At 55.3% G+C, this 11,915-nt stretch carries 10 protein-coding genes and 1 tRNA gene; 8 read left to right on the plus strand and 3 right to left on the minus strand.

All coding sequences use genetic code 11. From position 1 onward, the window contains the following. Positions 1 to 33: 33 nt before the first annotated feature. From HGAS_RS06520 to HGAS_RS06530, 3 genes are all read left to right on the plus strand, one after another. Complete coding sequence (locus HGAS_RS06520) at positions 34 to 915, plus strand: NAD(P)-dependent oxidoreductase (RefSeq protein ID WP_026066697.1); 882 nt, start codon at positions 34 to 36, stop codon at positions 913 to 915. A 2-nt stretch (positions 916 to 917) separates the two neighbouring features. Next, complete coding sequence (gene gcl / locus HGAS_RS06525) at positions 918 to 2,693, plus strand: glyoxylate carboligase (protein WP_019127026.1); 1,776 nt, start codon at positions 918 to 920, stop codon at positions 2,691 to 2,693. Positions 2,694 to 3,128: 435 nt separating this feature from the next. Further along, positions 3,129 to 4,658 carry an NCS1 family nucleobase:cation symporter-1 gene (locus HGAS_RS06530; protein ID WP_019127027.1) on the plus strand — a complete coding sequence of 510 codons (1,530 nt, stop codon included), beginning with the start codon at positions 3,129 to 3,131 and terminating at the stop codon, positions 4,656 to 4,658. Between the two features lie 70 nt (positions 4,659 to 4,728). Here the strand turns inward: HGAS_RS06530 and mscL are convergent, their stop codons facing one another. Continuing rightward, the gene (gene mscL / locus HGAS_RS06535) at positions 4,729 to 5,121 is read right to left on the minus strand and encodes a large conductance mechanosensitive channel protein MscL (RefSeq protein ID WP_019127028.1); all 393 of its coding nucleotides are present in this window, start codon (positions 5,119 to 5,121) and stop codon (positions 4,729 to 4,731) included. Between the two features lie 182 nt (positions 5,122 to 5,303). Further along, positions 5,304 to 5,921: a 5-formyltetrahydrofolate cyclo-ligase gene (locus tag HGAS_RS06540; protein ID WP_019127029.1), complete on the minus strand. Its 618-nt coding sequence runs from the start codon at positions 5,919 to 5,921 to the stop codon at positions 5,304 to 5,306. A 38-nt stretch (positions 5,922 to 5,959) separates the two neighbouring features. Here HGAS_RS06540 and HGAS_RS06545 point away from each other — a divergent pair, with 38 nt between their 5' ends. The 5 genes from HGAS_RS06545 to HGAS_RS06565 all read left to right on the plus strand — a co-directional run bounded on the left by HGAS_RS06545 (position 5,960) and on the right by HGAS_RS06565 (position 10,190). Next, a complete protein-coding gene (locus tag HGAS_RS06545) occupies positions 5,960 to 6,919 on the plus strand; it encodes a UTP--glucose-1-phosphate uridylyltransferase (protein WP_026066698.1) in 960 nt (319 codons plus the stop codon). After that, positions 6,919 to 8,148: a gephyrin-like molybdotransferase Glp gene (glp, locus tag HGAS_RS06550; RefSeq protein ID WP_019127031.1), complete on the plus strand. Its 1,230-nt coding sequence runs from the start codon at positions 6,919 to 6,921 to the stop codon at positions 8,146 to 8,148. Before HGAS_RS06545 ends, glp begins: the two co-directional genes overlap by 1 nt. 17 nt (positions 8,149 to 8,165) lie before the next feature. Continuing rightward, positions 8,166 to 8,858, plus strand: coding sequence for a GNAT family N-acetyltransferase (locus HGAS_RS06555; protein ID WP_019127032.1), 693 nt, complete (start codon positions 8,166 to 8,168; stop codon positions 8,856 to 8,858). A 371-nt stretch (positions 8,859 to 9,229) separates the two neighbouring features. Beyond that, complete coding sequence (locus HGAS_RS06560; RefSeq protein ID WP_233993730.1) at positions 9,230 to 10,045, plus strand: hypothetical protein; 816 nt, start codon at positions 9,230 to 9,232, stop codon at positions 10,043 to 10,045. 72 nt (positions 10,046 to 10,117) lie between these two features. Further along, a tRNA-Ala gene (locus HGAS_RS06565) sits at positions 10,118 to 10,190 on the plus strand. A 169-nt stretch (positions 10,191 to 10,359) separates the two neighbouring features. On the opposite strand, the gene HGAS_RS06570 is transcribed toward HGAS_RS06565, so the two are convergent. Beyond that, the gene (locus HGAS_RS06570; protein ID WP_019127034.1) at positions 10,360 to 11,766 is read right to left on the minus strand and encodes an alanine/glycine:cation symporter family protein; all 1,407 of its coding nucleotides are present in this window, start codon (positions 11,764 to 11,766) and stop codon (positions 10,360 to 10,362) included. Positions 11,767 to 11,915: the final 149 nt, after the last annotated feature.

Consider the following 11,915-nt stretch of genomic DNA (forward strand, 5'->3'; position numbering starts at 1 on the left):
AAAATGGAGGGAATGATGGGCGCAGGGAACCGCATGACGGTAGGCTTTGTCGGCATTGGCACTATGGGGTTGCCAATGGCAATTAACCTGCTTCGTGGTGGATATTCCGTTAAAGGATATTCTCGTGTTCCTGAAAGAAGTGAACGCTTTGGAGAGGCTGGCGGTACAGTTTGCTCCTCCGTTGAAGAAGTTCTTTCGGACGTCGATGTCGTTATCACGATGGTGCCAAACGGTAGCGTTGTCAACGATATCGTGACGCGTTATAAGCACCGCATCACTCCCTCCACCCTCTTCATTGACATGTCAACCACTTCTCCGGCAGATGCGCGTGCTGCTGCGGAGCAGCTAGCAGAAGTAGGAGTGGATTTCTTGGATGCGCCGGTGTCTGGCGGACTTGCCGGCGCATCCGAGGGGACATTGTCCATCATGGTCGGAGGCCATGAAAGCGTCCTTGAAAAAGCGCGGGGAGTCCTTGCGCTTCTCGGGCGCTCAATTACTTACATGGGACCGGTAGGTTCCGGCCAGGTGACCAAGGCGGCCAACCAACTCATTGTCGGTGGAACTCTGGCATTGGTAGCGGAAGCCACTGTTCTACTGAAGAAGAGCGGAGTTGACCCAGCGACTGCACTCTCCGCTCTTAGAGGTGGGCTAGCTGGCTCACGAATCCTTGATCTGAAAGGACCGCAGATGATCGAGCGCGAATTCGCGCCGACCTTCGCAGCGGGACTCCACCTAAAAGATATGGATATCGCCATGGCAGTGGGACATGAAGCGCAATGTGCACTTCCCGTAACCGCATGCGTATTGCAGCTGTTTGAAGCGGTTTGTGCATGCGGATTCGCGGAGCAGGATCACTCGGCCATCATCAAAATCATCGAAACACTTAGTGGAATTGAAGTCGAACGGAGAAACTAACCATGTCACGAATGCGCGCTGTTGATGCAATCGTTCGTATTCTTGAGAAGGAGGGGGCAACACAGGCATTTGGGGTGCCCGGTGCTGCTATCAACCCGCTTTATTCAGCAATGAAAGAGCATGGTGGGATTCGCCATGTGCTTGCACGTCACGTTGAGGGCGCTTCCCACATGGCAGAGGGCTTTACACGTGCAAAGTCTGGCAATATCGGTGTTTGCATTGGAACATCGGGTCCCGGTGGCACAGATATGATCACCGGTTTGTACTCGGCGAGTGCGGACTCAATTCCGATCCTGTGCATCACTGGCCAGGCAACCCGCCCAATGCTGAATAAGGAAGAGTTCCAGGGCGTGGATATCGCATCGATTGCGAAGCCTGTCACCAAAATGGCAGTTACGGTTCTCGAACCAGCGCAGATTCCCGGAACCTTTGCCGAGGCCTTCCGTCGTATGCGCTCTGGTCGCCGTGGTCCCGTCTTGATTGACCTGCCTTTTGATGTCCAGGTTGCTGAAATCGATTTTGATATCGATACCTACGAGCCTCTGCCAGTGTGCGAACCGCGTATGACTGCCCTCCAGGCAAATCGAATTCTCGACATGCTGGATGAGTCTGAGCACCCAATCCTGTTGGCCGGTGGAGGCGTCATCGGTGCCGACGCATCTGCGGACCTCATTGCCTTGGCTGAATATCTTGGGGTCCCTGTGATTTCGACCCTTATGGGTTGGGGAAGTATCCCTGATGATCATCGCTTGGCTCAGGGAATGGCGGGAATCCAGACATCGCAGCGCTATGCAAATGCAACGATGATGGATTCAGACTTGGTTATCGGTATCGGTAATCGTTGGGCTGCACGTCACTGTGGCAATTTGGAAACCTACCGAAAGGGTAGGAAGTTCGTCCACGTCGATATCGAACCAACTCAGATTGGTCGCGTGTTCCCGCCGGACTTTTGGTCGGTGTCCGATGCTAAGGCAGCACTCGCTGAATTGCTCGGTGCTGCCAAGGAGCGCTACGGTGCGGAGCTCACTCGATACAACCAGTGGGTGGATGAATGTAATGAGCGTAAGTCGACGATGCTTCGCAAGACCCATTTCGACAACGTTCCGCTTAAGCCGCAACGTGTCTACGAAGAGATGTGCCGCGCATTTGGACCTGAAACTCGCTATGTCACGACGATCGGCCTTTCGCAGATCGCTGCGGCTCAGATGCTTCACGTATTTAAGCCCCGCCACTGGGTGAATGCCGGTCAAGCCGGTCCTCTCGGATGGACGATTCCAGCAGCCATTGGTGCGTCTGTTGCCGATCCGGATACTCCGGTTGTTGCACTTTCGGGTGACTATGACTTCCAATTCCTCATTGAAGAACTTGCAGTCGCTGCGCACTTCAATATTCCATATGTGCATGTTGTTGTGAATAACGCCTACCTGGGACTTATTAGGCAGAGCCAGCGAGCCTTCGATATGGATTACCAAGTCCAATTGTCGTTTGAGAACATCAATGCCCCTGAAACAGGGGGGTACGGCGTGGATCATGTTGGTGTGGTTGAAGCACTTGGATGTAAGGCAATTCGCGTGCACAACCCCGATGAGTTAGCGGCAGCGCTCGCGGAGGCACCGAAGATCGCAAAGGAATACCGTGTCCCCGTTGTGGTTGAAGCGATCCTTGAACGCGTGACGAATATTTCGATGGGAGCCGCTATCGATAACGTCAACGAATTTGAAGAGGTCGCGGAAAACCCCACAGAAGATGCACCTTGCGCGATTGGACTCGCGAAGTAGTAGCGAACCGCGTCTTCAGTTCTCTTCCTGCAGAAAATACCGAAAACAGGTATTTGAAGTAGGGGGTAGCAGCATCATTTGTGGTGCTGCTACCCCCGGGTAGTAACGATGCTGCCCAGACCTTTAGCTATCGCATTCCTCGGCATCGTCCTCTCTGTAGTCATGCGATGTCATGGATGGAATCGCACTGATCCAGCGATAGGCCTAAAAATGCATTTTCAAATAACGAGGGAAGGAGTGTATCGACTTGCCTTTGCTCTGGTGCTGAATGCGTCTAAGCGGAAGCGAGTCTTGAACGGAGTTAGCCGTTCATTGTCGGCAAGAGATGCCGAAAAGCCGGGTAATTTACTCGGGAATAGTGATGATCTTGCCTGTTGGATCAGTTTGTGATGATCCGTTTTTATCGCAGAACAATGGAGTTTTAGGAGAATTATTATGAGAGCCCAAGAGCTGTCATTTGAAGAAATAGAAAAGGGTGATCCAGAACATCGGTTATGTAATCGTGATCTTGCACCGGCAAGTTCGGATGACCGAGTGTGGAATGGCTATTCGCTTTTTTCCCTGTGGATGAATGATGCCCACAATGCATCGAACTACACTTTTGCTGCTGCGCTATTTATTGGTACCGGGACGTTGATGGGCCTTACGCCTTTCGCAATCGTTATCGGCGTTCTCGTTGCTACTGCAATTATCTTTGCTGCTTGCTGCCTTTCTGGAATGATGGGCTACGAGACAGGCGCTCCATATCCGGTGGTTTCTCGTGTTACTTGGGGTGTTTGGGGAGCGAACTTCCCAGCAATTGTCCGTGGCATTGTTGCTATTGCTTGGTACGGAATTCAGACCTATATTGCGTCGATTTCACTTGAGCTGCTCTTAATGCGAATTTTCCCAGCAATGCGAGAATGGTCGACGCCTTTCCTTGGGCTACGCCTATCTGGTTGGTTTGCATTCCTGTTGTTGTCAGCGGTCCAGCTGCTGATTGTCTGGCGAGGAATGGAAGCCGTCCGCCACTTCCAGGGTGCAGCTGGTCCTATCATCTGGGTCATTATGATCGGCATGGCCGTTTGGATGCTCTCACAGGCAAACTGGAGCTTCTCGTGGATGACGAACGCTAGCGGTGAGACACCCGATTTTGGCACCCAGCTCTACCAGATCTTTGTGACCGTTGGCTTGACAGTGGGAACTCTTGCGACGCTAATGCTGAACTTTGCAGACTTTGCTCGCTATGCTCCGACGAAGAAGGCCGTCTATGTGGGTAACCTTCTCGGCCTTCCTCTGAACTGGACGGCGTTTGCGCTCACTTCAGTGATTTGCTCGGCTGCGGCGGTCCAGGTCTACGGTGAAGCCTTCAATGATCCAGGTGATTTGCTTGACCGTATTGATAACAACATTGTCTTCTACCTGGTGTCGATTGGCTTCATTGTCGCAACTGTTGGCGTCAATATTGTGGCAAATTTCGTGTCAGCGGCTTTCGACCTCTCGAATGTGAGCCCGAAGCATATTTCCTTCCGTATTGGTGGAATCGCGGCAGTCGTTCTGTCCATTGTTGTGACACCGTGGAACCTGTACGGAAGCCCCGCAGCGATCACCTACTTCTTGGGATCTTTGGGTGCGCTTCTCGGCCCGTTCTTTGGAATTCTTGTCATGGACTACTACTACTACAAGCGTTCCACTGTGGATCTGAAGGACTTGTATTCGCCTCAGTCAGCAGGCCGCTACTTCTACCATGGCGGGTGGAATTTGCGTGCTGTCGCTGCTTTCATTCCCGCTGCGGTCGTCGCATTGTGTGTTGCACTTGTAAAGGTGCCTTTCCTTGAAGCGATTGCACCCTTCTCCTGGTTCGTTGCGGCTCCGCTCGGTGCACTGTGCTACTGGGTGGTTATGACTGTGACCCAAACTCCACGGGATTGTGCTCCCGTGTCTGAGACCGTCGAAACAGAGAGTGAAGTCCTTAAGCTCTCATGACGTTCTCGTAGGTATAAAAAGAGGTGGCGGCAAGCATGATGCTTGCCGCCACCTTATATATGAATCAGATTCAGTTGTTGCTCTGAGCCTTGAGCAGGTCGCGGATCTCAGAGAGCAGCTGGACGTCCTCGGAAACTGCGGGAGCTTCCTCGGCCTCTTCCTTCTTGCGGCGAGCGTTCAGAGCGTTCATCGGCATGACCACAAAGAGGTACAGTGCAAAGGCAACGATCAGGAAGTTGACCAGTGCAGTGATGATGGCGCCGGGCTGAACAGTTGCCGTGCCAACGGTGAACTCCAGGAAGCTGTCGAAGTTCGGCTTGCCGACCAGACCACCGATGAGGGGGTTGAGGAACTTCTCAACCAGAGCGGTGACGACTGCGGTGAAGGCAGCACCGATCACCATACCGACGGCAAGATCAACAGCGTTTCCGCGGGAAATGAATTCTTTGAAGCCCTTGAGCATGGAAAACTCCTTGAGTTATTGATATTCAGCTCTGAGTCCAGTTAGGAATCACCGAACTCGCACGTGTTGCGTGACGCTTATGCGTCAACCAAGGAGAAAGCCTATCGGCAACACCAGTGCCTTGGGAAGCGCGAAATACGCAGTCTTCCTCACATATTGCGCCTAGCCTGTGCAGGAGTTATTCACTTGATTCCCAGTTTAATGAAGTGCGAAGGCGTAATGACTCCGTCTACCGGAATATCGTGATCCTCGTGGGGGAGCAATTCTTTTCCTCGATACTCCCAATCAAAAACGCATGCAATAACTGGGGCTGACACGCCCTTATATAACAGTGCACGGTCGTACCAGCCGCCACCCTGGCCAAGGCGAGTGCCTGCCTCGTCGACTGAAAGACCGGCGATCAGGACAACCGAGGCCGCTTCAAGAGCCTGGGCTTCGCGGATAGGGGCGCGGCTTTGGGCAGGGAAGCGCGGGTTAGGGCGAGTGAGCTCGTCACCTCGGGAATGAAGAGCCCAGCGGGGTTCGCACAGCAGCGTGCCGTCCTCGCGCGCAAGAACAGGAAGTAAAACGGGGTCAAAACAGGCAAGGATTCCAGAAATATCTGGCTCCTTTTCCATCGGATAAAAAGCTGCAAGGGGATGGCTACTACTGGGAGTGACGCCAAAAGCATCAAGCGCTTCACGGAAATGTGCGGTCAAAGCGTCACGCTCACCCTGTTCCTCGCCGCGGCCTCGGGAATCCCAATACAGGCTCCTACGCGCACGAATTTCAGCACGAAGTGAGTTTTTATGCATGGTCATTTCGCTCCCATGCCCCTTCCTCGACTACTCTGGTGACTATGACAGATCGAAATGTACCTGTGCGTCACGCGGTTGTTCCGGCCGCCGGACGCGGCACGCGTTTCCTGCCAATCACAAAGTCTGTGCCTAAGGAAATGCTGCCTGTTGTTGACCGTCCTTCAATTGAATATATCGCTCGAGAGGCAACGGATGCCGGTATCGACGATATGCTCTTCGTGACTCGAACCGGTAAGGAATCCATTGAAGCTTACTTCGATGCCGACCCCGGTCTCGAAAATGAGCTCGAGAAGGCAGGCAAGGACGAGCTTCTTGCCCTCTCCCGTGAATACCTCAAGCTTGCGCGCATGCACTCGGTGCGTCAGGGACACCCGTTGGGTCTGGGACATGCTGTTTTGCAGGCCCGTCAGCACGTCGGAAATGCTCCTTTTGCTGTGATGCTTCCTGACGACCTCATGCACCCGAATTCCACGCTGCTCAAGCACATGATTGATGTGCGCCATGCTCTTGGTGGTTCGGTTGTCGCACTTTTGCGCGTGACTCCTGAACAAGCGACTGCCTACGCGTCGACTTCGGTTACACCTCTGGAGATCCCTGAAGGCGTTTCCCTCAAGGACGGCGACCTCATGCGTATTGATCGCGTTGTTGAGAAGCCGCCGCTTGAAGAGGTCATGAGTGAGTACGCGGTTGTTGGCCGCTACGTCTTCGACCCCGCGATCTTCGATGAACTGACGAAGATTGAGCCCGGTCGCGGTGGCGAATACCAGCTGACTGATGGTTTCGCTCGCCTGATCGACCGCGATCCCGAGGACGGCGGCGGCCTGTACGGTGTCGTTGTCAATGACCGTCGTTTCGACACCGGTGACAAGCTCGGCTACCTCGAGGCCAATATTGCCTTGGCTTTGGAAGACCCGAAGCTCGGTCCGAAGTTGGCGGAGTTCTTGGTGAACGAGGCCGGTACCCAGCTGAAAGACCGTCTGGCGAAAGTTCTAGGTCTGTAATGCGCTCGGTCGCTGATTTCTATCAAGACTGTATTTCTGCCGTCGGGCAGCAGCCCCCTCTGGATGTCCAACTTCCAGACGCTGTGGGCTGCGTCTTGGCAGAGGACGTTGAGGCTCCCTTCAACCTGCCGGTTGCTGACCTGGCTGCGTGCGATGGCTACGCGGTTGCTGCAGCCGACCTTGAAGGCGCTCGCCCGGATGCTCCTGTTGTCCTGCCCGTTACGGAAGAGATCCGCGCGGGGGATATTCACCCTGCTGCCCTGATCCGAGGCCGCGCGATCCGTATCGCGTCTGGCGCTCCTATGCCTCAGGGTGCGGATGCAGTTCTTGCTCTGGAATTCAGCGACCATGGCATTTCTAAGGTTTCCGCGAAGACTCAGCCTGCGGTAGGAGAGAACATTCGCCGTAAGGCCGAGGACGTGGAAGAGGGAACCGTTGTTCTTCGAGCGGGGACCCGTGTGGGTGCCCGTCAGGTTGCTCTGCTTGCCGGCGTTGGTCGTTCCCGCGTTCTGGTTCACCCACGTCCCCGCGTGGTGATTTTGTCCATCGGTGATGAGCTCGTTGAGCCCGGCCGCGAGGCTCGCCCCGGAACGGTATTCGATGCCAACGGCCACGCACTTTCGACGGCTATCACTGATGCGGGTGCGCAGACCTTCCGTGTGTCTGCTGTTCCCGATGAGCGTTCTGTTCTTCGTGAAACTATTGAAGATCAGTTGGTTCGTGCCGATTTGATCTTGACGACGGGCGGTATTTCTTACGGAAGTGGCGATACAGTCCGAGAGGTCTTGTCAGCACTTGGTACGGTTCGCTTCGATTCGGTTGCTGCATGGCCCGGCCACATCCTTGGTGTGGGAACTGTCGGCGGTGACGATCAGGGGCGCGCAGGTACCCCTATTTTCTGCCTTCCCGGTGACCCGGTTTCCGCCCAAGTCTGCTTCGAGGTCTATGTGCGTCCCGCATTGCGCCACATGCAGGGGTGGACCGTTCTCAACCGTCCCAGCGTTGAAGCACGCGTGGATCGCTCGTGGTATTCACCGCGAGGCCGTCGCGAGTTCGTGCGAGTGCGTCTAGTGGGCGAACCGCGTACGGGCTATCAGGCGAAGGTGATGGGAGCTCCTGCCTCGTTGCTTCTTTCGGCTCTGGCTGAATCGAATGCGCTTGCGGTGGTCCCCGAAGACGTGACGAATGTGCGCGTCGGCGATACTTTGCGCTGCATGGTTTTGGACTGATTGGGCACCTACTCGGAATGGGACTGCGCGAGCTTTTTGCACCCGCTGCGGTGTGGGGGCGCGATCCGTCCTTCTTCAATGTGCGCATTGAAGATCCGGTCTCGGAAGGTTTCATTCGCGCATCGTCCTCTGCCTCTCCTAAGGTCTTGACCATTCGTCCCCTTCTGGGCCGCGACCATCTGCGTATTGATTCGGTACGACGTGCGAACTCCGCTTGGCTGAATCCCTGGGATGCAACCTTGCCTGAGGGGGCAGTGGAAGAACTACCAACCCTGTGGGATTACATGCGACGCGCAGACCGCGATCAGCGTGAGGGGCATTCTTTAATATTGATGCCCGAATTTGATGGGAAGCCGGTCGGGCAATTCACCCTTTCGCAGGTGCAATGGGGCGCAATGAGTCAAGGAATCCTTGGCTATTGGGTCGCTCAAGAAGCTGCTCATATGGGCGTTGCTTCTTTGGTTGTTGCTTACATGATGGACCTGGTCATTGGAGAGCTCGGTCTGCATCGAATTGAAGTGAATGTCCGGCCAGAAAACGAGCGCTCATTGGGTCTTTGTCGCAAGCTTGGTCTGCGCGAGGAAGGCTACCGTGAGCGCTATATGAACATCGCTGGACAGTGGGCCGACCACGTGAGTTTTGCGATGGATGCAGAGTCTCTTCCTCAAGGTGGCATGGTTGCTTCCTTGTACGGTCAGTGCTTGCGCTAGTTTCAGTCCCATCCATGTTGTCAATGGTGTGCGTGTGACAACTGTGATTGATGTGAATTTACTGAGGTATTTTTCCTGCAATGATCACAGACACGCGCCCACTATAGGACTCCGTCATGGCGCTGAGGTTTTAGCGTTAGAGGGTGGTATACGGAGGAGTTTTGGTTGCAGTGGCGGTCATCGTCACCCTTGCCACCCTCCCGTACCTTATTGCTCGCCGAAGCGCGATGATGCAATCTCGAGAGAACGATCGGTTTTCTCCCAGCTTGCGTCTCGTTGAATCGGCTAGCGTCGTACCCGTCGACGAATGCGCTGACGACTCGCCCGCGCTACTCAACGGCACCCGTCCCGTGCAACGAAGGAGCTTTCCAGTGGCACACAATGCTCCGGTCCTGACCGCAGAGGCCGCCCGCGCTCGCAGTTGCGGAGTGCGTGAGATTTCTGCACTGCGCGCCCGTCGCGCCGCCCGTTTGAGTGCCGAGGCCGCTGCTGCCCGCCGACGTGTGCTGCTCGTGGCTGTGGCTGCCCTAGCAACCCTGATCCTTGCAGGTTGTGCCGCAGCAACCTCGCTGTCATGGATGTGGCCGCTTCTTCCCTTTGCCGCGGGTACGGCAACCCTTGTCTTTTCTCGGGCGTGTGCGATTCGTTCCCAGCGTATTGGGGAAGAGGAAGTCGCACAGCTCCACAGGCTTCGCGACCAGCTTTCTCGTTCATCGGCGTCCGCGAAGGCGTCGGCTGAAGTGACCACGGTCGAAGCTGAAACTGTCTACTCGTCTGTTTCAGATGCCTCGGAAGAGAGCGTTGAAGAGGAAGGTCTGGGCGCGGACCAGGTTACGGATACGGCTGAGGAACTCGCTGAAGATCTTCAAGATGAAGCGCAGGCTGCTGTGGAGGAAACTGTGGCCTCGGCTATCGAGGAAGAGATCCCCGCACCGGTGGAACGTCGCACCTGGACTCCTGCTGCCATTCCGGCGCCGACCTATGCGATGCGTGCTCGACTGAGCGGGCGCATCGTGCATCCCGATACCGATATTCGCGGAATCCCCAGGGTGGATGCGCGTATTCCTGCGCGCCCGATCGCCGCTGGCCCGGTGCCAAAGGATGCGCGTTCGACCGAGGAAGTCGTCGCCTACGAGGCAGTTGTCTTGGATGTCGAGGCCGCGCTGGATTCGCGTATAGCGCAGTAGTTTCGCGTGCGGAGCCTTGCTGGGGCTCCGTTTGGCCAAACGGACTTCTGCCGCTATGATGGTGAGGTCCTTGGGGCTATGGCGCAGTTGGTAGCGCGTCTCGTTCGCAATGAGAAGGTCGGGGGTTCGAATCCCCCTAGCTCCACAACTTGGGTCGGGCTGATTGCCCGGCCCTTTTGTGTATCTCCTGTTCTTTTGGGTATAGAAATTCCCGGTCACCTCAGTGAGGTGACCGGGAATCCTATTTTTCGAGAGCTTTGCAGAGGGAATAGGCTTGGGGCAGCGCTAGGGCCTGCCCTGGGCCTTGCCCCTAGCTAGTCCTGCCAGTAATCCAGCTCCTGGGTGATACCGATTGAAGAAGCCTTGAAGGTTGGGTTAAGTCCCGCCTTGCGCTGCTTCTGGTAATCAAGGGCGCACCGGATGGCCTTGTTGCCCAAGATGATGATCACGGGCAGGTTGATCAATGCCATTAGGCCCATGAGGATATCGCCAATGTTCCATGCGACCGAGAACTCCAGTAGTGCGCCTGCAAAGACCAACAGCGAAGCCACGGCGCGGAAGATTGTTAATACCCAGTGTGGAGTGGGCTTGTCGCCGAAGAGGAAACGCAAGTTGACCTCGGCGTAGTAGAAGTTGCCGACCAGAGTGGTGAAACCGAAAAGCAATAGAGCAAAGGTGGTGAAGGGGCCCGCGAAAGAACCAATGGTCGAGGCCATTGCGTTCTGAACTAGGGGAGCGCCGGTCACATCGCCATTGAGCTCAACATTGGAGGAGAGGATCACGAAGGCGGTGATGGTGCAGATGATCATGGTGTCGATGAAGACGGAGAGCATCTGAACCAGGCCCTGCTTGACCGGGTGTGACACCGAAGCCGAAGCTGCAGCGTTCGGTGCAGAGCCGACGCCGGCCTCGTTCGAGTACAGGCCGCGCTTGATGCCTTGCATGATAGCGGAGCCAGCGAAGCCGGAGAAAATCGCCTTGAAGTCGAAAGCGCCCGCAAAGATTGATTCGAGCATCGAGGGGATGTTGTGCCAATTGATCAGCACGACGATGATTCCCACGCCCAAGTAGACAATTGCCATGACCGGGACGAGGAAGGAAGTGATGTCGGAAAGGCGGCGGGTTCCGCCGAAGATTGAACCGGCCATCGCGATCGCAAGTAGGCCACCGATGATGTAGGGAGTGTAGCTGGCGTCGTACCAGCTGTATGCGCTAAATGCCTGGTTCACGTTGAACGAGGCAAGCAGATTGAAGCCGCCCATGTAGGTGACGATCAAGGCAACTGCGAAGACAACCGCCAACCATCCCTTGCCCAAGCCATCCTTGATGTAGTACGCGGGGCCACCGAAGGAGTGACCGTGAGGGGAACGGCGCTTATAGATCTGAGCCAGGGTTGATTCGATGAAAGCCGAGGCCGAGCCGACGGTCGCGATAACCCACATCCAAAAGACTGCACCAGCACCGCCCAGCGCGATAGCCGTTGCAACGCCGGCGATGTTGCCGACGCCCACTCGCGAGGCCGTGGAGATCATCAGTGCTCGGAACGATGAAAAGTCGCTATCTTTCTCCGGCTTTTCCATAACGACACGAATCGACTCCCAGAACATGCGCAGTGGAAGTGCCTTCGTTCGGATAAAGAAGTACAAGCCAGTACCGATCAGAAGAATGATCAGAATGTAGCTGTACAAGGCAGTAGAGATTGCATCCAGGATGCTTGCCATGAGAGCTCCTCAGTCGAAATGGTCAGTAAAACCGCAGAATTTAGCCGATTGAAAGGTGTCAACTGGCACTGCGAAAACGTTGAGATAAGCGTATAGCAAAGGTAAAGAATTGGCAATAACAATAAAAATCTGGGGCCTAAAACGGTAAT

Origin of the sequence: Actinomyces sp. ph3 (genome assembly GCF_000308055.1) — a bacterium.
GTDB lineage: Bacteria > Actinomycetota > Actinomycetes > Actinomycetales > Actinomycetaceae > Pauljensenia.